Origin of the sequence: Streptomyces sp. UW30 (assembly GCF_008042075.1) — a bacterium.
Lineage (GTDB): Bacteria > Actinomycetota > Actinomycetes > Streptomycetales > Streptomycetaceae > Streptomyces.
On the sequence record NZ_RDBN01000033.1, the window covers coordinates 261748 to 288122 of the forward strand.

Below are 26375 nucleotides of genomic sequence, written 5' to 3' on the forward strand. Positions count from 1 at the left end.
ACAGTGGCACGCCACACTCGGCGAGGGACTGCGGCATCTCCTTGTCCAGCAGGGCGTCCCTCCCTACGCCAACGCCCTCTCGGGCCACATGGGCGCCACCATCCGCCGAGCCGTCCGCACCGCCCACCTGACAGCGGAGCAGATCGAGGAGCTCGGCCGAGAGCTGGACGCGATCCGCGACGAGGTGATCGCCAGCCGTGGCGAGAAGGACGCCGCCTACATCCGCAAGGTCATCTCGGCGCAGCGCAAGCTCGAGTTGGTCAGCAGGGGCGTGCTGCTGTTCTCGTTCTTCCCGCCCGCGTGGCTGCTCGGCACCGCCGGGCTGTCCGTGGCGAAGATCATGGACAACATGGAGATCGGTCACAACGTCCTGCACGGCCAGTGGGACTGGATGCGAGACCCGAAGATTCACTCCACCACGTGGGAATGGGATCACGTCTCGCCGTCCGACCAGTGGAAGCACTCGCACAACGAGCTGCACCACACGTACACCAACGTGATCGGCAAGGACAACGACCTCGGCTACGGCATCATGCGCGTCGACGAGGACCAGAAGTGGCACCCGATCCACCTCGGCCAGCCCCTGTGGAACTTCATCAACGCCTGCTTCTTCGAGTACGGCATCGCAGCGTACGACCTGGAGCTCGGCAAGAACCTGCACAAACGCCGCCGCAAGAACCCGGAGTTCCGCGCGCGGGCCAAGGCCGTGGGCCGCAAGATCCGCAAGCAGGTGCTCAAGGACTACGTGATCCACCCGCTGCTGGCAGGCCCGTCGTTCCTCACCACGCTCGCCGCCACGTTTACCGCGAACCTGGTCCGCAACATCTGGTCCCACTCGGTGATCATGTGCGGGCACTTCCCCGAGGGCGTGCAGGTCTTCGAGCGCCGGTCGATCAAGGGCGAGACGCGCGGCCAGTGGTACCTGCGCCAGATGATGGGCTCGGCGAACATCAGCGGCAGCAGAGCCATGCACTTCATGACCGGCAACCTGTCGCACCAGATCGAGCACCACCTGTTCCCGGACCTGCCGAGCAACCGGTACGCCGAGGTCGCGGTGAAGGTGCGCGCGCTGTTCGAAAAGTACGAGCTGGAGTACGTCACCGGCCCGCTGCCCAAGCAGGTGTTCTCCGCGTGGCACAAGGTCTTCCGGCTCTCGCTGCCGAACAGGAAGCCCAAGGTCAAAACGCCGGCCCGCGAGCAGGAGCTCGTCGCGGCCTGATTCCCGGTATTGGCTCAGATCTTTCGGCCGTACCGGCGGCACCGCCGGGTTCGGTGAGATCCGTGCGGATGGTGGGCAACCGCGACTTAGGCCGTACGACACGGGATCCGGGACAGCCCGGTGTCCGGCTGCACTGCTACCTGGACGTGCTCCAGGAGCTCAACACACAGTCCCCGGCGAGGTGTTGTAGTGCGCTGACCTGCCATGGTCGGGCCGATAGTCGGGTGCGTACGCTCGCTTTGCCGACGGGCGGGCTGGGTGGAAGGCATGGGGCTGTGACGCGGGCGCTGCCGGAACCGATGCTCGCCGCCCCTGTGTCCGACCCGGCTCTGCTGCCGGGATGGGCGGGTGAGCCGAAATTATGGATGGGGTTTTGTTCTGTCCGTTGTCCGCTGCGGGCATGGTGCAGGGCCCTCCGGTGTGAAGGGCCCTGGACCAGTGGTGGCGTCGGTTCTACCAGCCGCCCCCCGACGCGGTCGCGAACGCGTCCTCCAAGATTTCGATGCTGCCCTGCCCTGCGAGGCGATGCGGAGGTCACCGTATCCGGGATCGCCCGCGCCGCGAGCGCCGCCCGTCGGATTTGACGTTTTCACGTCCTGAAGGAGAGTGAGTAATCCTGCCCGACCCGATCAAGAAGTTGCCACCCCACGCAAAGGGGCAAGTCCGGTACCGGTTCGTGGTCGATGTGGGCATTGACCCCACCACCGGGAAGCGAAAGCAGCTAACCCGTACGTTCGGCACGCTGAAGGAAGCGAAGGCCGAATACCGCGCGCATCACCAACCGTCGCCAGGAAGGGACGTTGGTATCGCCGAATAAGGGCACCGTGAATAAGTGGCTCGAGCAGTGGCTAGCCATGAAGGCGGAGGACCTGGAAGAGACCACCATCTACAACTACCAGAACACCCTGGACCGGGTGCGGGGGAGGCTGGGCAATATCCGTCTTCAGGAACTCACTGAAGAGGACGTAGAAGAGTGGATGCACTGGGCTCTGAAGCACGGGCGCGTACAGGGTGGTAAGGCCGGCACTCCGCTCGGAGTGACCAGTGTGGACATGAGCCTGGCTCGGCTGAAGGACGCTCTGAACCGAGCCGTGACGCGTCGGTTGGTGCCCATGAACGTGGCCCAGCACGTGACCATTCCGCGTAGGGCACGCAAGGCAGAGCGGAAGAACAAGCAGGAGGTGAAGCCCTGGAACGTCCTGGAGGTTCAGACGTTCGTCCGTGGCGTCAGCGATAAACGGCTCTACGCTCCGCTTCTGCTGTCCCTCATGGGTCTGCGTCCGGCTGAAGTCTGCGGACTCCGGTGGGAAGACGTCGACCCGGACAACGCCACGATCACCATTGCCAACACGCGCACCATGATGGGCAGCCGGTGCTCCCGTTGCCGGCTCCGGTGCTGGCTGCTCTCAAGTCGTTCAAGGCTGTCCAGGCCAAGGAGAAGCTGGCTCTGGGTGAGGCTTACGCGGACTCCGGCTATGTCCTGGTGCACGAGACCGGAGAAGCCTTCACGATCAAGCAGCTCCGGCGACGTGCGTACCGGCTCATGGAAATCCTCGGTCTTCGCCGCGTTCGTCTCTACGACGCTCGTTCGTCGTGCCTCACGTACCTGGCAAACAATGGTGTGCCAGATCACATCCTTGCGCGGTGGGCCGGGCACACGAACGTGAAGACCACGAAGAAGTGGTATGTGAAGCCGGATGTCGAGAATCTTCGCGAAGCCGCCACAACGTGGGACGGATTGCGCGGATCTTCGGAAGACGCCATGGAGGGGCAAGCGTGAGCGCGGCGGCCTATCAGCCGAGCGATTTGCCTAGTCTCTTACGAGGGGAAGACCGACCTGGTTCATCGTGTGGTGTTCAGGCTGCTGGTGGGCGAGATTCCGGAAGGTTTCCAGGTGAGTCGTGCCGAGTCTCGCCGGCCTCACCACACGCGATGCTGCAACCCGGTCCACTTGGAAGCGGTGAGGAGGGAGGAAGCTCTTGGGCGCAGGGACTGGAAGCGGGCGCGCGCCCAGAGGACCTACTGTCGGCACGGCCACGCGTACACGCCGGAGAACACATATTTGGACCCTCGAGGATTCCGGCCATGCCGGGCCTGTCGCAGCGACAGGGACAAGAGCCGTTAGGTTAAGGACCGGCCATGTGAGATCCCGTGAGAGATGAGAGGGTCTGACGGGTGAGTGAGACGCCCCCGAACACCTTGCAATACCGCTTTGACGGGCCAGAAGAGGCTCCCGTCCTGATCCTGGGCCCCTCCCTGGGTACCACCTGGCACATGTGGGACCGCCAGGTCCCCGAGCTGACCCAGCAGTGGCGTGTCTTCCGGTTCGACCTGCCCGGACACGGCGGCGCGCCCGCCTACCCGGCCGGCTCCGTCAGCGACCTCGCCGCACGGCTGCTCGCCACCCTCGACAGCCTCGGCGTGCAGCGCTTCGGCTACGCGGGCTGCGCGTTCGGCGGTGCCCTCGGCATCGAACTCGCGCTGCGCCACCCCGAGCGCATCGCCTCGCTGGCGCTGATCGCCGCGTCGCCCCGCTTCGGCACGGCCGACGAGTTCCGCCAGCGGGGCGTGATCGTGCGCACGAACGGCCTCGACCCCATCGCCCGCACCTCGCCCGACCGTTGGTTCACCACCGGCTTCGCCGCCGCCCAGCCCGCCATCACCGAGTGGGCCGTGCAGATGGTGCGCACCACCGACCCCGGCTGCTACATCGCCGCCTGCGAGGCCCTCGCCTCCTTCGACGTACGGTCGCAGCTCTCCGGCGTCGCCGTGCCGACGCTCGTCCTCGTCGGCTCGGACGACCAGGTCACCGGCCCCGCAGAGGCCCGCACCCTGGTCGCGGGCATACCGGACGCCCGCCTCGCCGTCGTCCCCGGCGCCTCCCACCTCGTCCCGGTCGAGCAGCCCGCCGCCGTCACCGACCTGCTGGTCCGGCACTTCTCCACCGCCTGGCAGCCCGCCTACGACTCCACCACCGGCCAGATGGCCATCGTCGCCGCCCCCGCCAAGCCGGTCCTGGCTGCCGCACCGCCCCAGCCCACGCCCATCGCCGAGATCGCCCCGGCTGTCGTGTCGCCGCGGACCACCGGACGGCCGGACCCGTACGACGCCGGCATCAAGGTCCGTCGCGAGGTACTCGGCGACGCGCACGTCGACCGGGCGCTGGCGCAGGCGGACGAGTTCTCCGGCGACTTCCAGGAGTTCATCACCCGCTACGCGTGGGGCGAGATCTGGGACAGACCCGGCCTCGACCGGCGCGCCCGCAGCTGTGTCACCCTCACCGCCCTGGTCGCGGGCGGTCACCTCGACGAACTCGCCTTCCACACCCGCGCCGCCCTGCGCAACGGCCTCACCCCGGACGAGATCAAGGAAGTGCTGCTCCAGGCGGCCGTCTACTGCGGTGTACCGGCGGCCAACAGCGCGTTCAAGGTCGCCCAGCAGGTCATACGCGAGGAGACCACTCCGCAGGAGTGAGCATCCGGGGTGGGGGAGCATCCGCAGTGGGTGCGCGCCAGGATGGAGCCATGAAGCTCACGAAGAAGTCGCACGCCTGCGTCCGGCTCGAAAAGGACGGACAGACGCTCGTTCTCGATCCCGGCGGGTTCAGCGAGGAGGACGCCGCCCTCGGCGCGGACGCGATCCTCGTCACACACGAGCACCCCGACCACTTCGACGAGGCCCGGCTGCGGGCGGCCATGGAGGCCAACCCGGCCGCGCGGATCTGGACGCTGAAGTCCGTCGCCGAGAAGATCTCGGCGGCGTTCCCGGGCCGTGTGCACACCGTCGGCCACGGCGACACCTTCACCGCCGCCGGCTTCGACGTCCAGGTCCACGGGGAACTGCACGCCGTCATCCACCCGGACATCCCGCGCATCACCAACGTCGGCTACCTCATCGACCGCGGGCGCGTCTTCCACCCCGGCGACGCATTCACCGTGCCGGACCGCCCCGTCGAGACGCTGATGCTCCCCGTGATGGCGCCGTGGAACAAGATCGCGGAAGTCATCGACTACGTCCGCGAGGTCAAGCCGCAGCGCGCCTACGACATCCACGACGCCCTCCTCACCGACCTGGCCCGGCCGATCTACGACCGCCAGATCGGCGGCCTGGGCGGCTCGGAGCACCTGCGTCTGACGCCGGGGGACTCCGCGGAGCTGTGACCGGTCCCACCCCGGGCGGGGCCGGGTTGTCAGTCCCGCCCGGTAGGTTGTCAGGCATGCGCATCGCGACCTGGAACGTGAACTCGATCACCGCCCGCCTGCCGAGGCTCCTTGCCTGGCTGGAGAGCAGTGGCACCGACGTGCTCTGCCTCCAGGAGGCCAAGGTCGCCGAGGACGCTTTCCCGTTCGACCCGCTGCGCGACCTCGGCTACGAGGCGGCGGTCAACGCGACCGGCCGGTGGAACGGCGTGGCGGTGCTCTCCCGCGTCGGCCTCAAGGACGTCGTCAAGGGCCTGCCGGGCGACCCCGGCTACGACGGCGCCGAGGAGCCCCGCGCCATCTCCGCGACCTGCGGCCCGGTCCGCGTCTGGTCGGTGTACGTGCCGAACGGCCGCGAGGTGGACCACCCCCACTACGCCTACAAGCTCCAGTGGTTCGAGGCCCTCAAGGCGGCCGTCGCCGGCGACGCGGGCGGCAGCCGCCCCTTCGCGGTGATGGGGGACTACAACGTGGCCCCGACCGACGACGACGTCTACGACGTGGCCGCCTTCGAGGGCCTCACCCACGTCACCCCCGCCGAGCGCGCCGCCCTCACGTCCCTGCGCGAGTCCGGCCTGTCCGACGTGGTTCCGCGCCCCTTGAAGTACGACCACCCGTACACGTACTGGGACTACCGCCAGCTCGCCTTCCCCAAGAACCGTGGCATGCGCATCGACCTGGTCTACGGCAACGAGCCGTTCGCGAAGGCGGTCACCGACGCCTACGTGGACCGCGAGGAGCGCAAGGGCAAGGGCGCGTCGGACCATGCGCCGGTGGTCGTGGATCTCGACGTGTAGTCACCGGTCCGCTCAGCTGCCGAGCAGCCGCAGGTCCACCGACTCGGCCAGCGCCGCGAGTCCCGTGTCGCCCGGATGCAGGTGGTCCCCGCTGTCGTACGCGGGCAGCATCCGGGACGGCCGCGCCGGGTCCCGCACCACGGCATCGAAGTCGAGCACCCCGTCGTACACCCCGGCACCGCGGATCCAGGCATTGATCTCGGCCCGCTCCACGTCCACGGCCGCCGTGCACCGCACCTCCCCCTCACACGGCAGTACCGTCGCCGCCAGCATCCGCAGCCCCCGGGCATGCCCACGGTCCGCGATCGCGCGCAGCCCGGCGATCACCTGCTCTGCGGTCGTGCCCGCCCGCACATCGTTGATGCCCTCGAACACCACCGCCGTCCGCACCGACGTCTGGGCCACGACATCCCGGTCGAACCGGTACAGGGCGCTCACCCCGGCCGTGTCCGTGGAGACGCCGTCCCCGGGATAGCGGTCGGAGACCACACGGTTGCCGGAGATCCCCTGGTTGAGCACCCCGTAGCGCGGGACCGCACTCTGGTTCAGCAGCCGGGTGGCCAGCACGTTGGGCCACCGCCGGTTCGCGTCCGTCGTGGACTTGTCGCCGTCGGTGATCGAGTCCCCCAGCAGCACCACGGACCCCGGCCCACCGCCCACGTCGACGCCCGTCAGCAGCGGCCAGCTGGTCAGGATGGTGCCGTACGGTGTCGCGGAGGCGTCCGCCGTATGGTCGCCCGGCCCGCTCACGTACGAACGCTGCTGCGCGAGCCGGTGCACGGGCGCCGCCGGCACGGTCCCCGGCAGGTGGAAGCTCACCAGCAGGTTGGCGTCAGCCGGCACGGCGAAGCCGAGCGGATCGCTGTACGCCTGCGCTCCCGCCGGGATCTCGACGCCGGCCGCACCCCGGAAGGAGACCCGGACCGGCGTCGCCTTCGCCGCCGCGCCCGACTGCTGCACGGCCACCGTGGCGCTCCCGATCCGCACCGGCCCCGCCGCGAAGGTGTTGTCGAACCGCAGCCGCACCCGCGGCCCGCCCGCCGAGGTGTGCACCACCAGGCGCAGCGTCCGGTCGGTCCACGGCCCCACGGTCGGATAGCCGCCCGTCGCCGTCGCCCAACTCCCCGTCCAGCCCGTGGTCGCGGCCCGTACCGTCACCGCGAACACATGCAGTCCGGCCGCCTGCGGCAGCCGTACGGAGGCGACCGCGCGGCCCGCCACGATCGGCACGGTCACGACGTACAGCCGCGCTCGCTCGGCGAGTTGGCCGCCGGGTGTGTTGAGGTGTGGCAGGGCGACCGCCTTGGTGGCGAGCGGGCCGGTACGCCAGTCGGGGGCGGTCAGCCGGTAGGCGGACCGGGTGCCGTCGGCGTACAGCACCGTCCCCGCCGCGCCGACGTCGATGTCGGCCGTGCCCGCCACCAGGAAGGCCAGCGCGTCGCCGCGGCCGCGCACCCGCACGTCCTGCCCGGCGGCCAGGACGTTGTCCGGCTCGCCGGACTGCCGGTTCGGCCAGGTCAGCCGGGCGCCCTGCACGGTCAGCGCACGGCCGGGCGTCCACCCGGCGGCCGCGAGGTCCTGCGCCGACAGAGAGGCGCCCGCCCCGTCGAAGTCCGCCTCGGCCGGCCGGGCGTCGTCGCTGACGGCCGTGTTGTCGAAGAGCCGCTCCAGCGGGAGCGGCGTGGCTCTGCGCTCGCCGGCCGCGTGTGCGGAGGCCGCCGGCACCAGGGCCGCGAAAAGGGCAAGGACGACCGCTGAAATCCACACACATCGGCGCACGGCCGACTCCTCCCGTTCACGACCGTTCAGGACTGCGTATGACCGCGCATGACAAGTTCGGGTGAGATGAGCCGTTCAGACGAGACGCAGGACGCACCGCGAACGTAGAGAGGCACCCGTGACCCGTCAACGAGCCATGCCACAAGTCGGCGTGAACTCGACCGGAATCGACGGCCAGCGCGCCTGTGGTGCGTTCGGCCGTGCGAATGACACGCTGTGGGTATGAAGATCCCTTTTCTGGGCCACCGGCCCGAGAAGCGCGGGGCCCCCGACGCCGAGGGCATCGCCGATCTGCTCGCCGAGTGCGAACTCCTGCGCTCACACGCGTCCCGGGCGGGGATCCAACTCGATGACACCGTGGCCTCGTTGGAGGCCCTCGACCAGCTGCTGCCGCGCTGGCGGGACGACGAGGAGAGCCTGCCCTGGCTGGGCAACGACGCCGGGCTGTACCTCGGCACCGTCATCGTGCGCACCGTACCCGGAGCCGCCTGGGAGATCTGGCCGGACGGTCAGCCGGTCGTCCGGCTCGCCTCCGGACGGGAGTTCGACGTCGTGACCTCGGGGCGGGAGTGGGCCGCGAGCGGGGTGCCGGAGCTGTCGCAGCTGTACGCGGAGGTCTCGGAAGCCTGAGCTCCTGGCGTATGGAATGACATAAGAACCGAGTAAATACGGCTTATGTCCGAAAAGTGCGTGTCGCGTATTAAGTCCGCTCTCGCCTGGGTAGCTTGCGGCCATCGCTACGCCGAAATCCTCGCCGTGTCCGACCTCGACTACGATGTTCCGTCCGTCCCCAGGGACGCTGCTGCCGGGTGGGGATCCCCCCACGGCCCCTGGGGACAGGGGCAGCAGGGGGCAGCAGTCACAGAGCCATACCCGTCCGGCGCCGGCCGGAGATCACTGTTCGCGCAGTGGAATCGACACGTACGACGGGTCGTTCGCCGGCGAGGAGAAGGTCAGCCGCGCGCCGGACGGGTTGTGCTCGATGTAGAGCGGGTCGACCGTGTCGACGACCAGGGCGAGACGGTGCCCTGCCGGGACGTCGTAGGCCGTGGAGTACAGCTCCAGGTCGACGCCGAACGGCTGTCCGGGCGTGCGTCCGTGGAAGGTGTACGGCGCGTTGCTGACCAGCTTGCCGAGGCCGAGCGGGCCCACGTCGTAGAGATAGGCGACGAGGGTGCCGCTCTCCTTGGTCGGGGTGACGGTGGTGTGCAACTTCGCGGTGCCGCGTACGTGCTGGGCCGTGGCGTACTTCTCCGACTGCCAGACGCCCGCCCAGATCCGGGGGATCAGCGGGATCGAGGCCATCGGGGGCAGTTGGGCCACCTGGTCGAGGATGCTGGACAGGAAGACGACCCCGCCGTTCGCGCCCGAGTCGACGTTCGTGCGGATCGTGGTCGTGCCCGCGAGGTCGATCTTCCGGTTCGCCGCGCCGACCGACTTCCAGTCCGGGTAGCCCTCGTAGCCGCCGCCGGCCCGGGACTTGAGCTGGACCGGCAGCTCGCGGTTGATGCCGTTGTCCTCGCCCTTGAGGTAGTGGTCGAACCAGCGTTCGGTGTCCGTCCACACGTCGTTGGGCAGGCCGAACAGCCCGGTCAGTTCGGCGGTGGCGTGGTCGCCGGGGCGGAACTCCAGCCGCTTGGGGCCGGTGAGCTTCTCGTAGAAGTCCGCGTACTGGTTGGGCGGGAAGATCGTGTCGCCCCAGGCGTTGGCCATCATGACCGCGGAGCCACTGTCGTTGAGTTGGTCCAGGTATGTAGCGACCGAACGTTTCTTCCCCCAATTGATCATGTCCTGTTCCTTGGACAGGTTGGAGGCGTAGAGGTCGTTGAAGATCTGCCGGAGTTCGGCGCTCTGGCGGCCGGTGACGAGGCCCGCGCCGTCGAGCAGTGCGGCCGCCTGGACGTGCTGGGTGCGGCCGGAGTAGATCGAGTCGATCAGGTCGGCCCAGCCGCTGAGCGAGGCGACCGCCCTGACCCGCTTGTCGTGCGCGGCGGTCAGCAGGCTGATGCCGGCGCCGTACGAGACGCCCGCCATGCCGATGTGCCGCGCGTCGGCCGGGGTGTTGGCGAGCGCCCAGTCGATGACCTTGGACGCGTCGGCTATGTCGGGCGGTCCGGCCACTTCTATCTCGCCGCCCGACTGCCAGAAGCCGCGCACGTTGTAACTGACCACGACATAGCCCGAGTTCGCGAGCTTCTGGGCCTGCGCGAAATACTCGACCTGGGGCAGGCCCCAGCTCGTGGGCATGACGAGCAGCGGGTAGCTGCGCTTGCCGTCGGCGCCGGCCGGCGTGACGACGTTCGCCTTGAGGGTCGTGCCGCCGTCGCCGGTGATGTCGACGAAGCGCACGCTGTTCGGGGCGGCTTGGGCGGCGGGGGCGAGCCCGAGGGCGCTACCGGCGACCAGAGTCGCGGAGACGGCGCCCACGGCGGTCGTACGCAGGGCCTTGCGATGGAGTCCCACGGGTCACTCCTCACTCGTGTCAATGCAAAGTGACCCGACGGTAACCTCGGCTCCTTACCGCAAGTAACCCGTCGGTAAGTTACGTGGCAGTAACGATTACCGGAATGTAACGGACCTCAGGAGGCTCGGTGTGCGTTGCGCGGAGCCGCCGGTGTCGGCAGGGGTGCCTGCGCCGCCCGTGTCACGTCCGCGACCAGCTCCACCACATCCGGGCCGTACGCCTGCGAGTTGACCACCTTCAGCAACAGCACGAAGGAGCCGGTGCCGTGCTTGCGGGTCAGCCGCTCGTGGTTGCGGGCGAGGTAGCGGGTGGCGGCCTGGTTGGTGATCGCGGTCTGCCCGCAGAAGAGGAAGACGGGGCGCGGGCCCTGGCTCTCGCCGACGGTGAGCCGGGCGAGGAGCGCGTACTCCTCCTTGCCGACCTCCACCCGATAGCGCTCGGAGCCGATCTGGAGGGCGCCCCGGTCGGGGCCGGGGTCGGCGTCGACGTTCACTCCGACCCCGGGCAGCAGGGACGCCAGGTGCGCCATCATGCGGCGGTTCGACGCCGGGCCGCCCACGCAGAACTCGGTGCGCTCACCGAAGCCCTGGCGCGCCGCGTCGTGCGGGATGATCTGCGCGTGGGCGTTGCAGTCCTTGATCAGAGCGGCGAGCTCCAGCAGCGCGAACACGTCGTAGCGCATCACCGTCAACTCGGGCCCGCCCGCCCCGCGGTTGACCACCAGCAAGGACTCGGCATTGTCGGGCAGCCCGAAGAACGCCTGCTTGCGCCGCAGCTTGCGCTTCCACAGATAGGTACGGGCGAGCCAGCCCAGTCCGGCGCTGATGGCCGCCGCGACCACGCCCAGGACTATGTTGCGCACGTCGTCATTCATGGGCGCGCATGCTAGCGGGCCAACGCAAACCCGCGTTCGATGAGAGCTTGCCGAGGGCGGGCTGACGGGGGCATGCCGATCGAATAGGCTGCGCGGACGGTCCCTGGCTGGAGGTGCGGATGCGTCGCCCTGTCGCGCGGAAACTGTCGATCCTGGCGATCTCGGCTGCTGTGGTGTCGGTGGGAGCGGCGCCGCCCACGGCGCACGGCAGCCCCGTCGAAAAGGTTCCCGTGGCCGTCGGATACGGCGGCGCCGTCTCCAGCGTCGACGCGGACGCCTCCGCCGCCGGCATCGAGGTCCTGCGCAAGGGCGGCAACGCCGTCGACGCCGCCGTCGCCACGGCCGCCGCGCTCGGCGTCACCGAGCCCTACTCCGCCGGCGTCGGCGGTGGCGGCTACTTCGTCTACTACGCCGCCAAGTCCCGTACGGTGCGCACCCTCGACGGCCGGGAGACCGCGCCGCTGAGCGCCGACGCCGACCTGTTCCTGGAGAACGGCACGGCGATTCCGTTCGCCGAGGCCGTCAGCAGCGGTCTGAGCGTCGGGACCCCGGGCACGCCCGCCACCTGGCAGCAGGCGCTCGACAAGTGGGGGAGCAGGAGCCTCGGGTCGGTGCTGAAGCCCGCCGAGCGCCTCGCCCGCGACGGCTTCACCGTCGACGACACCTTCCGCTCGCAGACCGCGGCCAACGAGACCCGGTTCCGCTACTTCCCGGACACCGCGAAGCTGTTCCTGCCGGGCGGATCGCTCCCGGTCGTCGGCTCCACCTTCAAGAACCCCGACCTCGCCCGCACCTACGCCGAGCTGGCACGCGAGGGCGTCGGCGCGCTCTACCGGGGCGACATCGCCGACGACATCGTCGACACGGTCGACAACCCGCCCGTGGACCCGGCCTCCGGCTGGAACGCCCGCCGCGGCGATGTGACCGCCAAGGACCTGGCCGCCTACCGGGTCAAGTCCCAGGCACCCTCCAAGACCTCGTACCACGGTCTCGGCGTCTACTCCATGGCGCCCTCCTCCTCCGGCGGCACGACCGTCGGCGAGGCCCTCAACATCCTGGAGAGTACCGACCTCTCGAAGGCGAGCGAGGCCCAGTACCTGCACCGCTACATCGAGGCCAGCCGCATCGCGTTCGCCGACCGCGGGCGCTGGGTCGGCGACCCCGCCTTCGAGGACGTACCGACCAAGGAGCTGCTGTCGCAGCGCTACGCCGACTCCCGGACGTGCCTGATCAAGGACGACGCGGTGCTGACGAGCCCGGTCGCGCCGGGCGACCCGCGCGATCCGGCGGCCTGTGACGCGAGCGGTACGGCGGCCCCGACCACCTACGAGGGCGACAGCACCACCCACCTCACCGTGGCCGACAAGTGGGGCAACGTCGTCTCGTACACCCTCACCATCGAGCAGACCGGCGGCAGCGGCATCACCGTGCCGGGCCGCGGCTTCCTCCTCAACAACGAGCTGACGGACTTCTCCTTCACCCCCGCCAGCCCGGCCGTCCACGACCCGAACCTGCCGGGTCCGGGCAAGCGTCCGCGCTCCTCGATGTCCCCGACGATCGTCCTGGACCAGCACAACAGGCCTGTGGTGGCGCTCGGTTCGCCCGGCGGGGCCACGATCATCACCACCGTGCTCCAGTCGCTGACCGGATTCCTCGACCGGGGGCTGCCGCTGGTCGACGCGATCGCCGCGCCGCGCGCCAGCCAGCGCAACCAGACCACCACCGAGCTCGAACCGGGCCTGTACAACAGTCCGTTGAGGGCTCAGCTGGAGGCCATCGGGCACGGCTTCCGGCTCAACCCCGAGATCGGCGCGGCCACCGGCGTGCAGCGACTTCCGAACGGCCAGTGGCTCGCCGCCGCCGAGAAGGTACGGCGCGGCGGCGGCTCGGCGATGGTGGTGCGCCCGGCGTCGTAGCGCCTGGGCCCACCTGGTTCACAACTCGGGGGCGGGCGGCAGGTCTTCCGTGCGGAAGGCGAGCCGCCCGTCCGCCACGTCCACCGTGACCCGGCCGCCCTCGCCGATCCGGCCGTCCAGGAGCAGCCGGGACAGCTGGTTGTCGACCTCCCGCTGAATGGTGCGGCGCAGCGGGCGGGCGCCGTACTCGGGCTGGTAGCCGCGCTCGGAGAGCCAGTCGACGGCCGCGCCGGTGAACTCGACCGCGACGCCCTGGGCGTGCAGCAGACGGCGGGTCCTGTCCAGCAGCAGGTTCGTGATCCGCTCCAACTGGTCGGGAGTCAGCCGGCGGAAGACGACGATCTCGTCGATGCGGTTGAGGAACTCGGGCCGGAACTGCTGGCGCAGCGGCCGCAGGATCCGCTCGCTGCGAGCCTCCTCCTCGGCCACCTCGTCGCCCGAGCCGAACCCGATGCCGGTGCCGCCGCGGCCGATCGCCTCCGAGCCGAGGTTGCTGGTCATCACGACGACCGCGTTGGTGAAGTCCACGGTGCGGCCCTGTGAGTCGGTCAGTCGCCCGTCGTCCAGCACCTGGAGCAGGATGTTGAAGACGTCCGGGTGGGCCTTCTCGATCTCGTCGAGCAGGAGCAGCGAGTACGGGTGCCGGCGCACCACCTCGGTGAGCTGGCCGGCCTCCTCGTGGCCGACGTAGCCGGGCGGGGCGCCGATCAGCCGGCTGACCGTGTGGCGCTCCTGGTACTCGCTCATGTCGAGGCGGACCATGCGCTCCTCGCTGCCGAACAGCGCCTCGGCGAGCGCCCGGGCCAGCTCGGTCTTGCCGACCCCGGTCGGGCCGAGGAACAGGAAACTGCCGATCGGCCGGTCGGGGCTGGCGAGTCCGGCCCGGGAGCGCAGCACCGCGTCGGAGACCACGCGCACCGCCTCCTCCTGCCCGACGACCCGCTCGTGCAGATGCTCCTCCAGGCCGAGCAGCCGGTCCTTCTCCTCCTCGGTGAGGCTGCTCACCGGGATGCCGGTCTGCCGGGACACGACCTCCGCGATGGCCTCGGCGGTGACCGTCAGGTCGATGCCCTCGTCGACCTCCTCGTCGCCGGAGGCGTCCGCGATGCGCTGCTTCAGATCGACGATCCGGTCACGCAGTTGGGTCGCCTGCTCGTAGCTCTCGTCGGCGACCGCCTGGTCCTTGTCCCGGGTCAGCTGCTCGACCTCGCGCTCCATGGCCCGTACGTCCGTGCCCTTGGAGCGGGCGCCCAGTCGTACCCTGGCGCCCGCCTGGTCGATCAGGTCGATGGCCTTGTCCGGCAGACGCCGGTCGGTGAGGTAGCGGTCGGACAGCTCCACGGCGGCGACGAGCGCCTCGTCGCTGTAGCGGACCTGGTGGTGGGCCTCGTAGCGGTCGCGCAGGCCGCGCAGGATCTCGATCGTGTCGGCGGTCGTCGGCTCGGGAACCAGGATCGGCTGGAAGCGGCGGGAGAGCGCCGCGTCCTTCTCGATGCGGCGGTACTCCTCCAGCGTGGTCGCGCCCACGACGTGCAGTTCGCCGCGCGCGAGGGCCGGCTTGAGGATGTTCCCGGCGTCCATGGACCCGCCCTCGCCGCCGCCTCCGGCGCCCACGACGGTGTGCAACTCGTCGATGAAGACGATCAGCCGGTCGGAGTGCGCGCGGATCTCGTCCACGATGTTGGTGAGCCGCTCCTCGAAGTCACCCCGGTAGCGGGTGCCTGCGACCACGCCCGTCAGGTCCAGCGCGATGACCCGGCGGCCGCTGAGCACGTCGGGCACGTCGCCGTCGGTGATCCGCTGGGCCAGGCCCTCCACGATCGCGGTCTTGCCGACGCCCGCGTCGCCGATCAGCACCGGGTTGTTCTTGCCGCGCCGGGAGAGCACCTCGATGGTCTGCTCGATCTCCTCGTCACGGCCGATCACCGGGTCGATACGGCCCTGGCGGGCCAGTTCGGTGAGGTCGCGGCCGTACTTGTCGAGGGTGGGCGTACCGCTGTCGACGCGTGGCCGCTGATCGACGCCCGGCCTGGGCTGGGCCGCGTCCGGGGCCTCGGGCGGCATGCCCGAGGAGGCGAACCGGGCCGCGTTCAGGATGTGCCCGGCCGCCGAGTCGGGGTTTGCGGCGAGGGCGCTGAGCACGTGCTCCGGGCCGATGTAACCGGCTCCCCGCGTCCTGGCCAGGTCGTGCGCGTCCAGCAGGGCCCGCTTGGCGGCCGGGGTCAGGGACAGCGAGGTCGGCGGCGGGGCCTCGCCCGGCGGGTGCTGGACCGGGCCCGAACGCTCGTCGATCTCCGTCGCCAGCGAGTCCGGGTCCGCACCCGCCCGGGTGAGCAGACTCCGGGTCGGCTCGGCGGACAGCGCGGCGCGCAGCAGGTGCTGGGTGTCCAGGTCGCGGCTGCCGTGCTCGGCGGCGTACTGCGCGGCGCCCCGCACCAGTTCCCGGGCCGGCTGACTGAGCAGGCGGCCGATGTCGATCTGCCGGGGGCCGGGGCGCGGGCCGCCGAAGAAGCGGGCGAGGAATTCTCCGAAGGGGTCGTAGTCCTCCGGACCACCAGTGAAGCCGCTGGTCATGGCGTTCCCATCCGGCGTCCCTGCGCGGGCAGGGTCACCCTCGCTGATCGACGTGCCGGAGTCGGGTAACCCGGGCGGAAGCCGGTTACACCTGGCCGCGTTCGTAAAACACCTTCGCACGAACGGTGGCCGGGGGCACCTCAAGGAACGCCGGGGGACGACCGCGCCGCTCCTGCTCGATCAGCGGTCGTCGAGCAGGGCGGTCCGCGGGAGCGTCGTTGCGGACAGGCGGACGGCGCGCCGGACATGGATGCGGGCACCGGCAGCCGGGCCGAGGCATGCGGCACGCGGCTGCCGACGTCGCCTCCGTCGCGATGCCGTCCCGACGTCACGACGGCCGGGGACGAGGGACGCAGCCCCACCGCGCCCCGGGCTCAGCGGGCCGTCAGGATCCGCGGCCCCGCCCGGGTGATCGCCACCGTGTGCTCGGTGTGGGCCGCGCGGGAACCGTCGTTCGTGCGCAGGGTCCAGCCGTCGGAGGCCGCGTGGTAGCCGTCCTTGCCGCTCGCCACGAGCATCGGCTCGATGGCGAGGACCATGCCGTGCCGCAGTGGCAGGCCCCGGCCCGGGCGGCCCTCGTTGGGCACCGAGGGGTCCTCGTGCATCTTGCGGCCCACGCCGTGCCCGCCGAAACCGTCCGGGATGCCGTAACCGGCCGTGCGGCACACCGAGCCGATCGCATGCGCGATGTCGCCGATGCGGTTGCCGACGACGGCCGCCCCGATGCCCGCGGCCAGCGCCCGCTCCGCCGTCTCGATGAGGCGTACGTCGGCCGGGCGGGCCCTGCCCACGGTGAAACTGATCGCCGAGTCGCCCACCCAGCCGTCCAGTTCGGCGCCGCAGTCGATGGAGACCAGGTCGCCGTCGCGCAGGCGGTAGCCGGTGGGGATGCCGTGCACGATCGCGTCGTTCACCGAGGCGCAGATGACGGCGGGGAACGGGACGGGCGCGAAGGAGGGGCGATAGCCGAGGAACGGGGACGTCGCACCGGCCCCGCGCAGCACCTCGCGCGCCACCTCGTCCAGCTCTTGCAGGGAAACCCCCACGTCAGCCGCCTTGCGTACGGCCGTGAGGGCCTGGCCCACGACCTGCCCGGCCGCGTACATCGCCTTGATCGACGTGTCCGTCTTCAGCTCCACCATGCCAATTACTATACCGGTATTAGAATGGGCGCCATGGTGCGCACCCCTCTCACTCCCGAAGAACGTGAACGCGGCGAGCGGCTCGGCCGGCTGCTCCGCGAGGCCCGCGGCGGCCGCAGCATGACGGACGTCGCGGCGAGCGCCGGCGTCTCCGCCGAGACGCTGCGCAAGATCGAGACCGGCCGGGCGCCGACACCCGCCTTCTTCACCGTCGCCGCGCTGGCGGACGCCCTCGGGCTGTCGATGGACGAACTCCACAGCCGGTGTGCGCCGGTTGTCGAGGCCGCCGCCTGAGCGGCACGCACGTCACGTTCCGGCAGCTGCGGCGTACTCTGCGTTCAGTCGGAAAACTTCCCGTAGCGCGCCCGTAACACGGCTGGTGTTGCCTAACGGACCGGAGTGCTCCGGTCTGGTGGGAGTTGGCATGTCAGTGGATCAACTTCCGGCACGGGTTCGGGAGTTCGTGAACTACCTGGACGGCCTGATGGCGCGCCTGGATCAGGGCGACGGCTGGTGCGGGGTGTTCTGGCAGCGTGACCCGGAAGGCATGCGGGCCTGCCTCGACGGCCGCGAGATGCCGCCCTGGGACGTGGTCGAGTCCCTGCTGCACGACCTCGCCGCCCAGTACGGCCCCGGCGGCGCCGACCCCGAGACGGAACGCGCCCGCGCTCTGCACGCCGCCGCCCTCGCCGCGTACGACGCCCGTCCCGGCGCGCGCGAGGCCCTCGGTGACCGCCTCGACGGCATGCTCCGCGAACAGCGCTACGCCACCGAACGGCAGACGGAACTGGGCCGGTTGCTCGCCTCCGCCACCAGCAGGGAGGAGGCCGACGCCATCCGCCTCGACCTCGCCTGGGCTCGCGACGACCACGAACGCGCGACGTCCCGCTGCGCCGAACTCCGAACCCGCGCGGCCGACCTGGACCACCGGGCAGCGAGGGCACGGGGGCAGGCGGTACTGCGGGATCGGGTGGGGGATGGGGACGGCTTCCGAGCTCATGGCGGAGGCGAGCAACCGGCCCAGTTCCGTCTGCCGTTCGGTGGCGTAGCGCTGTTCGCGGAGCATGCCGTCGAGGCGGTCACCGAGGGCCTCGCGCGCGCCGGGACGGGCGTCGTACGCGGCGAGGGCGGCCAGTACGCGGCCTCGACGAGCAGCACATGCGCCTCGCCACTGCGCCCCTCGCCCCGCAGTCGTACCAGCGCCCCCACCCCCAAGCAGCGCAAACGCCGTCGAGGCGGTGCCCGGTTCGCCGGGATGGTCGAGGAGGAGTCCGCCCCCGTCGTCGTACCCCCGACCGAGGCGCCCGTGCTGCCTACCCTGCCTGCGCAGGCCGACCGTACGGGACGCACCCCGCGTGGGGCCCGGTTCGCCGGGGCCGAGGACGGGGGGAGCGCGGCGTCGGCGCAGTCGTGGGCCGAACCCCTGGACCCGGTCGCCCGGCAGGAGGTCGCCGCCACCGTGGGGGCGCTGGTACGACTGCGGGGCGAGGGGCGCAGTGGCGAGGCGCATGTGCTGCTCGTCGAGGCCGCGTACTGGCCCGCCGCGCGCTTTCCGCTGCTCGCCGCGGAGATGCAGCGCGCCGGGCTCGGGGCCGACTGGGCGACGCTGCTGTGGGAGGCCGCCTCGCTGCCCGCCGAGCGGCTGGTCGCCGCCGCCGACGCGCTGACCGCGGCGGGGCGGGCCGAGGACGGGGAGCAGATCCTGCGGCAGGGCGTGTCGCGGCCCGCGCCCGAGATCGGGCAGGCCGTGCTGGGGCTGGCCGGCGAGGGGCGCCGCCGCGAGGTCCGCGCGCTGCTCGACGCGTACGTCCGCGTGCGCACCCCGGAGGAGGCGGCCCGCAGCGTCGCGCCCGACCCGAGGACGCTCGTACCCCTCCTGCTGGAGGCCGCCCAGGGGGTCTCCGACGAGTGCCAGTGGGATCTCGTGCACGCCCTGAGGGTGGCCGGCTTCACCGCGTGACCCCTTGTGTCACGGCGTCACACCCCTCCCACCGGCCCCATCCATCACCCACAGGAGGGTGAAACCTGATCGACTCAGCGGGTTAACGACGATGGTCTTGGCAAGGCTCTCCCGGGGGCTTACTTTCGAGCCTCTACGGCCCCCCTCTACGGGCGTAGAGGCTCTGACGTCCCGTCGAAGGAGCAGCTCATGGCCAACGTCGTACGCGCCGCTCTGGTCCAGGCCACCTGGACCGGCGACACCGAGTCCATGGTGGCGAAACACGAGGAGCACGCACGCGAGGCGGCCCGGCAGGGCGCCAAGATCATTGGCTTCCAGGAAGTCTTCAACGCCCCGTACTTCTGCCAGGTCCAGGAACCCGAGCACTACAGCTGGGCCGAGCCCGTCCCCGACGGGCCGACCGTGCGTCGTATGCAGGAGCTGGCCCGCGAGACCGGGATGGTCATCGTCGTACCGGTGTTCGAAGTCGAGGGGGCCGGCTTCTACTACAACACCGCCGCCGTCATCGACTCCGACGGCACCTTCCTCGGCAAGTACCGCAAGCACCACATCCCGCAGGTCAAGGGCTTCTGGGAGAAGTACTACTTCAAGCCGGGAAACATCGGCTGGCCCGTCTTCGACACCGCCGTCGGGAAGGTGGGTGTCTATATCTGCTACGACCGTCACTTCCCGGAGGGCTGGCGGCAACTCGGTCTGAACGGCGCCCAGTTGGTGTACAACCCGTCGGCCACCTCGCGCGGCCTGTCCTCCTACCTGTGGCAGCTGGAGCAGCCCGCGGCGGCCGTCGCCAACGAGTACTTCATCGCCGCGATCAACCGGGTGGGACAGGAGCCGTACGGCGACAACGACTTCTACGGGACGAGCTATTTCGTCGATCCGCGTGGGCAGGTTGTCGGGGAGATCGCCAGCGACAAGAGCGAGGAGCTCGTCGTGCGCGACCTCGACTTCGACCTGATCGACGAGGTGCGGCAGCAGTGGGCCTTCTACCGCGACCGCCGCCCCGACGCGTACGAAGGACTGGTGCAGCCGTGACCAAGGACCTGATGGGACGCCACCGAGCCGTCATGCCGGACTGGCTCGCCCTGTACTACGAGGAGCCGCTGGAGATCACCCACGGCGAGGGCCGCCACGTCTGGGACGCCGCCGGCAACCGCTACCTCGACTTCTTCGGCGGCATCCTCACCACGATGACCGCGCACGCGCTGCCCGAGGTCACCAAGGCGGTGAGCGAGCAGGCCGGACGGATCATCCACTCCTCGACCCTGTACCTCAACCGGCCCATGGTCGAACTCGCCGAGCGCATCGCCCAGTTGAGCGGCATCCCGGATGCCCGCGTCTTCTTCACCACCTCCGGCACCGAGGCCAACGACACCGCCCTGCTGCTCGCGACGACCCACCGGCAGAGCAACTCGATCCTCGCGATGCGCAACAGCTACCACGGCCGCTCCTTCAGCGCCGTCGGTATCACCGGCAACCGCGGCTGGTCGCCGACCTCGCTGTCGCCGCTCCAGACGCTGTACGTCCACGGCGGCGTCCGCACCCGGGGCCCCTACGCCCATCTCTCCGACGACGACTTCATCGCCGCCTGCGTCGACGACCTGGTGGACCTCCTCGGCCACACCCGCCCGCCGGCCGCGCTGATCGCCGAGCCCATCCAGGGCGTCGGCGGCTTCACCTCCGGTCCGGACGGGCTGTACGCCGCCTTCCGTGACGTGCTCGCCGAGCGCGGCATCCTGTGGATCGCCGACGAGGTGCAGACCGGCTGGGGCCGCACCGGCGACCACTTCTGGGGCTGGCAGGCGCACGCGCGCTCCGGCCCGCCGGACATACTGACCTTCGCCAAGGGCATCGGAAACGGCATGTCCATCGGCGGCGTCGTCGCCCGCGCCGAGATCATGAACTGCCTCGACTCCAACAGCATCTCGACCTTCGGCGGCACCCAGATCACCATGGCGGCCGGCCTCGCCAACCTCTCCTACCTGCTGGAACACGACCTCCAGGGCAACGCCCGGCGCGTCGGCGGGCTGCTCCTGGAGCGACTGCGGGCCGTCGCCGCGCAGGTGCCGCACGTACGGGAGGTGCGCGGCCGGGGCCTGATGCTGGGCATCGAGCTGACCCGCCCCGGCACCGACGAGGCCGACCCCGCCGCCGCGTCCGCCGTCCTGGAGGCGGCCCGCGAGGGCGGCCTCCTCATCGGCAAGGGCGGCGGCCACAACACCACGTCCCTGCGTATCGCCCCGCCCCTGTCCCTCACCGTCGCGGAGGCCGAGGAAGGCGCCGCGATCCTCGAGAACGCTCTGAGGAGCATCTAGCAGGGACCACCTGAGTACCTGGTGCCTGAGTAAGGAACGCCGCCATGACCACCACCTCGGAGCCCACGCACACCCTGGAACCCGCTCTGTCGGTCCGGCAGGTCCTCACCCTGGAGCGGGTGCTGGCCGGGGAGCCCGAGGTGGTGGCCGGCGCCGGTCAGCTCGACCGGCCGGTGCGCTGGGTGCACGTCGCCGAGGCGCCGGACGTCGGCGTGATGCTCACTGGCGGCGAGATGGTGCTCACCACCGGGGTGCTGCTCGCCGGGGACGAGGACAAGCAGGCCGAGTACATCCGCTCCCTGCACCGGGCCGAGGCGGCGGCCGTCGTGCTCGGACTCGGCCGGGCGTTCCCCACCCCGCCGGACGTGATGCGCCGGGCGGCCGAGCGGTGCGGGCTGCCCATGGTCGTCCTGCACCGGCCCTTCCCCTTCGCCGAACTGACCGAAGAGGTCCAGTGCCGGCTCGTGCGCCGCAAGTTCGCCGCCGTCAGCCTCTCGGAGGCGGTACGGACCGCGCTGACCGGACTCATCACCGCCGGCGCCCCGCTGCAACGGCTGCTCGACGAGGTCGCCTCGCACAGCGCCTGCCCCGTCGTCGTCACCAACCTCGCCCACCGCGTCCTCGCCACTGCCGGCGAGCGGCCGGCGGTGGACGACGTGCTGCGCGACTGGGAGCGCATCTCCCGGCAGGCCGGCGGCAGCGAGGGCGACGGCTGGATCCGCGCCGAACTCGACGGGCGCGGGGAGCGCTGGGGCCAGATCGTGCTGTGCGGGTACCGCGGCGACACCGCCACCGGGCGGCTGCTGGCCGACCGCGCCGCCGAAGCCCTCGTCCTGCACCGCATGCTCGGCGGGAACTCCGCGCACACCTGGGAGGAGCAGTCCGCGCAGAGCCTGCTGACCGACCTCGTCAGCGGGGTCGTACCGGCACGGCAACTGCTGCCGCGGGCGCGGGCGGCCGGGCTGCCCGTCAACCGGCGGACGTTCGTCCCGCTGGTCGTGCGGGACGTCGAACCCGACCAACTCGACCGCGTACTGCGGATGGTGGGGCTGTCCGGGCTCGTCGCCGAGCTGGCCGAAGGGGCCGTGGCGGTGCTGCTGAGCCTCGCCCGGGACCAGGACGCCTCGGTGCTGACGGCGAACTTCGCGGCCCGGGTGCACTCGGAGGCCGCCCGCACCGTCGTGGCCGCCGCCGACCCCCGTACCGCCTGGGACGACGTGCCCACCGGACTGCGCGAGGCCCGGCATGTCGCCGACGCCGTCGCCGACTCCTCGGCCGTGCTCGACCTCCCGGCCGTCGTACGCCTCAGGGACGTCCATCTGCGCGGCCTGATCCGGCTGTTGCGCGACGACCCGCATGTCCAGTCGTTCGCGGAGCGGGAGTTGGACGGGCTGCTGTGCGCGGCCGACGAGGACATGCTGTCCGTGCTGCGCACCTACCTCGCGACCGGCCGGAACAAGTCCCGCACCGCCCAGCTCCACCATGTCTCGCGGCCCGCGCTCTACCGCCGCCTGGAGGCGATACAGACGCGGCTCGGCGTCGACCTCGACGACTTCGAACAGGCCGCATCCGTGCACATCGCACTCCTCGCGCACGACGCGCAACAGAGCTGAAACCTGCCACGACCTGGGAAAACGGCGGTGAAACATGGGACCACGACAGGGTGACACCGTGGCACGCCGCACGCCCTCAGACGTGACACCGTGCCACTCAATCCGCCGCCACGGACTTCTTAGGCTCCTCGAACACCGAGCGACCGGAGGTCCCGATGAGCCGAGTGATCCGTGCCGCCCTTTTCCAGACCGCGTGGACGGGCGACAAGGAATCGATGATCCAGGTACACGAGCAGGCGGCCCGCGACGCGGCCGCGCAAGGTGCTCAAGTGCTGTGCTTCCAGGAGCTGTTCTACGGGCCCTACTTCTGCCAAGTGCAGGACAAGGCGTTCTACGAGTACGCCGAACAGATCCCCGAGGGCCCGACCGTCCGCCGCTTCCAGGCGCTCGCCAAGGAACTGGGCATCGTCCTCGTGCTGCCGATGTACGAGGAGGAGCAGCCGGGCGTCCTGTACAACACCGCGGCCGTGATCGACGCGGACGGCTCCTACCTGGGCAAGTACCGCAAGACCCACATCCCCCAGGTCGAGGGATTCTGGGAGAAGTTCTACTTCCGTCCGGGGAACAGCGGCTGGCCGATCTTCGAGACGGCCGTCGGGAAGATCGGCGTCTACATCTGCTACGACCGTCACTTCCCGGAGGGCTGGCGGGCACTGGGCCTGGGCGGCGCCGAGATCGTGTTCAACCCCTCGGCCACCTCGCGCGGGCTCTCCCGCTACCTGTGGCAGCTGGAGCAGCCGGCGGCGGCCGTCGCCAACGAGTACTTCGTGGGCGCGATCAACCGGGTCGGTGTGGAGGACCTCGGCGACAACGACTTCTACGGCACCACCTACTTCGTGGACCCGGAGGCCCAGTTCGTCGGGGAGGTGGCGAGCGACAAGGAGACCGAACTCGTCGTGCGCGACCTGGACCTGGCCAAGCTCCGCGAGGTCCGCGACCGCTGGCAGTTCTACCGCGACCGGGCGCCGGGGGCCTACACGCCGCTGACGGCACCCTGATCGCATCGACCGCACCGTTCACATCGCGAGTCACACTGCGAGAAGAGGGACCATGACCAGCCGTACCGTCATCCGCGGCGGTCTCGTCATCACCGCGTCCGACGAGATGCACGCCGACGTCCTGATCGAGGACGGCCGTATCGCCGCCCTCGCCGCCAGCGGCACCCCGGCCGCCGAGGCCTGGACGGCCGAGCGGACCATCGAGGCCACCGGGAAGTACGTCATCCCGGGCGGCGTCGACGTCCATACCCATATGGAGCTGCCGTTCGGCGGCACCTTCGCCTCCGACACCTTCGAGACCGGCACCCGGGCCGCCGCCTGGGGCGGTACCACCACGATCGTCGACTTCGCGGTGCAGAGCGTGGGCCACTCACTGCGCGAGGGCCTCGATGCCTGGCACTCCAAGGCCGAGGGCAACTGCGCCATCGACTACGGCTTCCACATGATCGTCTCCGATGTGAACGAGGGGACGCTCAAGGAGATGGACCACCTCGTCGAGGAAGGCGTCACCTCCTTCAAGCAGTTCATGGCCTACCCCGGCGTCTTCTACTCCGACGACGGCCAGATCCTGCGCGCCATGCAGCGCTCCGCCGAGAACGGCGGTCTGATCATGATGCACGCCGAGAACGGCATCGCGATCGACGTTCTGGTGGAGCAGGCGCTGGCAAGGGGGGAGACCGACCCCCGCTTCCACGGTGAGGTACGCAAGGCGCTCCTCGAAGCCGAGGCCACCCACCGGGCCATCCGGCTGGCCCAGGTCGCGGGCGCGCCCCTGTACGTCGTGCACGTCTCGGCCATGGAGGCGGTGGCCGAGCTGACACGGGCGCGCGACGAGGGTCTGAACGTGTTCGGCGAGACCTGCCCGCAGTACCTGTTCCTGTCCACCGACAACCTCGCCGAGCCGGACTTCGAGGGCTCGAAGTACGTGTGCTCGACGCCGCTTCGACCGCGCGAGCACCAGGCGCAGCTGTGGAAGGGCCTCAGGACGAACGACCTCCAGGTCGTCTCCACCGACCACTGCCCGTTCTGTTTCGTGGGCCAGAAAGAGCTCGGCCGGGGCGACTTCTCCAAGATCCCCAACGGTCTGCCGGGCGTCGAGAACCGCATGGACCTGCTCCACCAGGCCGTCGTCGACGGGCACATCACGCGCCGCCGCTGGATCGAGATCGCCTGCGCGACCCCGGCCCGGATGTTCGGCATGTACCCGAAGAAGGGCACCATCGCTCCGGGCGCCGACGCCGACGTCGTGATCTACGACCCGGGGGCCCAGCAGGTCATGTCGGCCGACACGCACCACATGAACGTCGACTACTCGGCCTACGAGGGCAAGCAGACCACCGGCCGGGTCGAGACGGTCCTCTCGCGCGGCGAACTCGTCATCACCGAGCGGGAGTACACCGGTCACGCCGGGCACGGTGTCTACACGCCCCGCTCCACCTGTCAGTACCTCAACTAGGAGCGGAGCACATGGACTTCGGACTCGTCCTGCAGACCGACCCGCCGGCCTCGCGGGTCGTCAGCCTGATGAAACGCGCCGAGCGCAGCGGGTTCAGCTACGGCTGGACCTTCGACTCGGCCGTGCTGTGGCAGGAGCCGTTCGTCATCTACAGCCAGATCCTGGCCAACACGCAGAAGCTGACGGTCGGCCCGATGGTGACCAACCCGGGCACCCGAACCTGGGAGGTCACCGCCTCCACGTTCGCCACCCTCAACGACATGTTCGGCAACCGCACGGTCTGCGGCATCGGACGCGGTGACTCGGCCATGCGCGTCGCCGGCCGCAAGCCCAACACCCTGGCCCGGATCAGCGAGGCCATGAAGGTCATCCGGGCCCTCGGCAGCGGCCGGGAGGCCGACCTGGGCGGGGGAACGGTCGTCAGGTTCCCCTGGATCAAGGAAGGCGCCGAACTCCCCGTGTGGATGGCGGCGTACGGTCCGAAGGCCCTGAAGATGACCGGCGAGGAGGCCGACGGGTTCATCCTTCAGCTCGCGGACCTCTATCTGACCGAGTACATGGTCAAGGCCGTGAAGGACGCGGCGGTCGCGGCCGGCCGTGACCCGTCCGAGGTGAAGATCTGCGTGGCCGCCCCGGCGTACGTCACCGAGGACGACTCACCCGAAGCGCTCGCCCACGCGCGCGAGCAGTGCCGGTGGTTCGGCGGGATGGTCGGCAACCACGTGGCCGACCTGGTCAGCAAGTACGGCCAGCACTCCGCCGCCGTACCGGACGAACTCACCGAATACATCAAGGCCCGTGAGGGGTACGACTACTCCCACCACGGACGCGCCGACAACCCCGACACCGCGTTCGTGCCCGACGAGATCGTCGACCGGTTCTGTCTCATCGGCCCGGTCGAGAAGCACATCGAGAAGCTGAACGCCCTGCGTGAGCTGGGCGTCGACCAGTTCGCCGTCTACGACATGCACGACGCGCAGGAAGCCGTGATCGACGCGTACGGCACGTCGGTCATCCCCGCGCTCAACTCCTAGCCCTCGCGGGCGAGCTCGCGGCATCATCGCTCCACCCG

The 26375-nt window shown here is 70.3% G+C and carries 22 protein-coding genes and 1 pseudogene; 18 read left to right on the plus strand and 5 right to left on the minus strand.

The window, feature by feature from the left end; all coding sequences use genetic code 11:
- The first annotated feature begins 88 nt into the window (after positions 1-88).
- The 8 genes and pseudogenes from EAO75_RS16490 (at position 89) to EAO75_RS16525 (ending at position 6215) form a co-directional block, all read left to right on the plus strand.
- Complete coding sequence (locus EAO75_RS16490) at positions 89-1219, plus strand: fatty acid desaturase family protein (RefSeq protein WP_147996039.1); 1131 nt, start codon at positions 89-91, stop codon at positions 1217-1219.
- 68 nt (positions 1220-1287) lie between these two features.
- The gene (locus EAO75_RS47385; RefSeq protein WP_261989329.1) at positions 1288-1803 is read left to right on the plus strand and encodes a DUF6207 family protein; all 516 of its coding nucleotides are present in this window, start codon (positions 1288-1290) and stop codon (positions 1801-1803) included.
- Between the two features lie 92 nt (positions 1804-1895).
- Positions 1896-2036 carry an Arm DNA-binding domain-containing protein gene (locus tag EAO75_RS16495; protein WP_222723958.1) on the plus strand — a complete coding sequence of 47 codons (141 nt, stop codon included), beginning with the start codon at positions 1896-1898 and terminating at the stop codon, positions 2034-2036.
- A gap of 37 nt (positions 2037-2073) precedes the next feature.
- Positions 2074-2283, plus strand: a pseudogene (locus EAO75_RS47390) (site-specific integrase); the annotation flags it as partial.
- Positions 2284-2612: 329 nt separating this feature from the next.
- A complete protein-coding gene (locus EAO75_RS47395) occupies positions 2613-2999 on the plus strand; it encodes a tyrosine-type recombinase/integrase (RefSeq protein ID WP_261989320.1) in 387 nt (128 codons plus the stop codon).
- Positions 3000-3394: 395 nt separating this feature from the next.
- Positions 3395-4693, plus strand: a complete 1299-nt coding sequence (gene pcaC, locus EAO75_RS16515) for a 4-carboxymuconolactone decarboxylase (RefSeq protein WP_147995804.1) — start codon at positions 3395-3397, stop codon at positions 4691-4693.
- 50 nt (positions 4694-4743) lie between these two features.
- Positions 4744-5379 carry an MBL fold metallo-hydrolase gene (locus EAO75_RS16520; protein ID WP_147995805.1) on the plus strand — a complete coding sequence of 212 codons (636 nt, stop codon included), beginning with the start codon at positions 4744-4746 and terminating at the stop codon, positions 5377-5379.
- A 56-nt stretch (positions 5380-5435) separates the two neighbouring features.
- On the plus strand, positions 5436-6215 hold the full coding sequence (locus tag EAO75_RS16525) for an exodeoxyribonuclease III (RefSeq protein WP_147995806.1): 780 nt from the start codon (positions 5436-5438) through the stop codon (positions 6213-6215).
- Between the two features lie 12 nt (positions 6216-6227).
- Here EAO75_RS16525 and EAO75_RS16530 read toward each other — a convergent pair whose 3' ends face one another.
- Positions 6228-7994, minus strand: a complete 1767-nt coding sequence (locus tag EAO75_RS16530; protein WP_147995807.1) for an SGNH/GDSL hydrolase family protein — start codon at positions 7992-7994, stop codon at positions 6228-6230.
- A gap of 222 nt (positions 7995-8216) precedes the next feature.
- On the opposite strand from EAO75_RS16530, the gene EAO75_RS16535 reads away from it, so the two are divergent.
- Positions 8217-8624, plus strand: coding sequence for a DUF6278 family protein (locus EAO75_RS16535; RefSeq protein WP_147995808.1), 408 nt, complete (start codon positions 8217-8219; stop codon positions 8622-8624).
- A 264-nt stretch (positions 8625-8888) separates the two neighbouring features.
- On the opposite strand, the gene EAO75_RS16540 is transcribed toward EAO75_RS16535, so the two are convergent.
- Both EAO75_RS16540 and EAO75_RS16545 read right to left on the minus strand, forming a co-directional pair.
- Positions 8889-10457, minus strand: coding sequence for a CocE/NonD family hydrolase (locus tag EAO75_RS16540; RefSeq protein ID WP_147995809.1), 1569 nt, complete (start codon positions 10455-10457; stop codon positions 8889-8891).
- Positions 10458-10573: 116 nt separating this feature from the next.
- The gene (locus tag EAO75_RS16545; protein WP_187284465.1) at positions 10574-11332 is read right to left on the minus strand and encodes a hypothetical protein; all 759 of its coding nucleotides are present in this window, start codon (positions 11330-11332) and stop codon (positions 10574-10576) included.
- 119 nt (positions 11333-11451) lie between these two features.
- Between EAO75_RS16545 and ggt the strand changes: the two genes are divergently transcribed.
- A complete protein-coding gene (gene ggt, locus EAO75_RS16550) occupies positions 11452-13248 on the plus strand; it encodes a gamma-glutamyltransferase (protein WP_147995810.1) in 1797 nt (598 codons plus the stop codon).
- 18 nt (positions 13249-13266) lie between these two features.
- Here ggt and EAO75_RS16555 read toward each other — a convergent pair whose 3' ends face one another.
- Entirely contained in the window at positions 13267-15822 is a 2556-nt protein-coding gene (locus EAO75_RS16555) for an ATP-dependent Clp protease ATP-binding subunit (protein WP_147995811.1), read from the minus strand.
- Positions 15823-16196: 374 nt separating this feature from the next.
- Entirely contained in the window at positions 16197-16964 is a 768-nt protein-coding gene (map, locus tag EAO75_RS16560; RefSeq protein ID WP_147995812.1) for a type I methionyl aminopeptidase, read from the minus strand.
- 33 nt (positions 16965-16997) lie between these two features.
- Here map and EAO75_RS16565 point away from each other — a divergent pair, with 33 nt between their 5' ends.
- From EAO75_RS16565 to EAO75_RS16600, 8 genes are all read left to right on the plus strand, one after another.
- Positions 16998-17258 carry a helix-turn-helix domain-containing protein gene (locus tag EAO75_RS16565; RefSeq protein WP_147995813.1) on the plus strand — a complete coding sequence of 87 codons (261 nt, stop codon included), beginning with the start codon at positions 16998-17000 and terminating at the stop codon, positions 17256-17258.
- A gap of 130 nt (positions 17259-17388) precedes the next feature.
- Positions 17389-18924 (plus strand): hypothetical protein, encoded by a 1536-nt coding sequence (locus EAO75_RS47400; RefSeq protein WP_147995814.1) that lies wholly within the window; start codon positions 17389-17391, stop codon positions 18922-18924.
- Between the two features lie 189 nt (positions 18925-19113).
- A complete protein-coding gene (locus EAO75_RS16575) occupies positions 19114-19956 on the plus strand; it encodes a nitrilase-related carbon-nitrogen hydrolase (protein WP_147995815.1) in 843 nt (280 codons plus the stop codon).
- On the plus strand, positions 19953-21236 hold the full coding sequence (locus EAO75_RS16580; RefSeq protein WP_147995816.1) for an aspartate aminotransferase family protein: 1284 nt from the start codon (positions 19953-19955) through the stop codon (positions 21234-21236). The genes EAO75_RS16575 and EAO75_RS16580 overlap by 4 nt, the downstream gene beginning before the upstream one ends.
- Positions 21237-21280: 44 nt before the next feature.
- Positions 21281-22849, plus strand: a complete 1569-nt coding sequence (locus EAO75_RS16585; protein ID WP_147995817.1) for a PucR family transcriptional regulator — start codon at positions 21281-21283, stop codon at positions 22847-22849.
- A gap of 155 nt (positions 22850-23004) precedes the next feature.
- On the plus strand, positions 23005-23847 hold the full coding sequence (locus EAO75_RS16590; RefSeq protein WP_147995818.1) for a nitrilase-related carbon-nitrogen hydrolase: 843 nt from the start codon (positions 23005-23007) through the stop codon (positions 23845-23847).
- A gap of 52 nt (positions 23848-23899) precedes the next feature.
- Positions 23900-25303 (plus strand): dihydropyrimidinase, encoded by a 1404-nt coding sequence (gene hydA, locus EAO75_RS16595; protein WP_147995819.1) that lies wholly within the window; start codon positions 23900-23902, stop codon positions 25301-25303.
- Between the two features lie 11 nt (positions 25304-25314).
- Positions 25315-26337, plus strand: coding sequence for a TIGR03842 family LLM class F420-dependent oxidoreductase (locus EAO75_RS16600; RefSeq protein WP_147995820.1), 1023 nt, complete (start codon positions 25315-25317; stop codon positions 26335-26337).
- The last annotated feature ends 38 nt before the right edge of the window (positions 26338-26375 follow it).

Excerpts from the sequence above, each read along its gene's own strand:
- hydA (WP_147995819.1), top strand. The coding sequence starts at position 23,900 with ATGACCAGCCGTACCGTCATCCGCGGCGGTCTCGTCATCACCGCGTCC.
- EAO75_RS16545 (WP_187284465.1), bottom strand. The coding sequence starts at position 11,332 with ATGAATGACGACGTGCGCAACATAGTCCTGGGCGTGGTCGCGGCGGCC.
- EAO75_RS16600 (WP_147995820.1), top strand. The coding sequence starts at position 25,315 with ATGGACTTCGGACTCGTCCTGCAGACCGACCCGCCGGCCTCGCGGGTC.
- EAO75_RS47400 (WP_147995814.1), top strand. The coding sequence starts at position 17,389 with ATGTCAGTGGATCAACTTCCGGCACGGGTTCGGGAGTTCGTGAACTAC.
- EAO75_RS16555 (WP_147995811.1), bottom strand. The coding sequence starts at position 15,822 with ATGACCAGCGGCTTCACTGGTGGTCCGGAGGACTACGACCCCTTCGGA.
- EAO75_RS16565 (WP_147995813.1), top strand. The coding sequence starts at position 16,998 with ATGGTGCGCACCCCTCTCACTCCCGAAGAACGTGAACGCGGCGAGCGG.
- EAO75_RS16490 (WP_147996039.1), top strand. The coding sequence starts at position 89 with ATGGGCGCCACCATCCGCCGAGCCGTCCGCACCGCCCACCTGACAGCG.
- EAO75_RS16520 (WP_147995805.1), top strand. The coding sequence starts at position 4,744 with ATGAAGCTCACGAAGAAGTCGCACGCCTGCGTCCGGCTCGAAAAGGAC.
- EAO75_RS16590 (WP_147995818.1), top strand. The coding sequence starts at position 23,005 with ATGAGCCGAGTGATCCGTGCCGCCCTTTTCCAGACCGCGTGGACGGGC.
- ggt (WP_147995810.1), top strand. The coding sequence starts at position 11,452 with ATGCGTCGCCCTGTCGCGCGGAAACTGTCGATCCTGGCGATCTCGGCT.
- EAO75_RS16525 (WP_147995806.1), top strand. The coding sequence starts at position 5,436 with ATGCGCATCGCGACCTGGAACGTGAACTCGATCACCGCCCGCCTGCCG.
- EAO75_RS16535 (WP_147995808.1), top strand. The coding sequence starts at position 8,217 with ATGAAGATCCCTTTTCTGGGCCACCGGCCCGAGAAGCGCGGGGCCCCC.
- EAO75_RS16575 (WP_147995815.1), top strand. The coding sequence starts at position 19,114 with ATGGCCAACGTCGTACGCGCCGCTCTGGTCCAGGCCACCTGGACCGGC.
- EAO75_RS16585 (WP_147995817.1), top strand. The coding sequence starts at position 21,281 with ATGACCACCACCTCGGAGCCCACGCACACCCTGGAACCCGCTCTGTCG.
- map (WP_147995812.1), bottom strand. The coding sequence starts at position 16,964 with ATGGTGGAGCTGAAGACGGACACGTCGATCAAGGCGATGTACGCGGCC.
- EAO75_RS47385 (WP_261989329.1), top strand. The coding sequence starts at position 1,288 with ATGGTGGGCAACCGCGACTTAGGCCGTACGACACGGGATCCGGGACAG.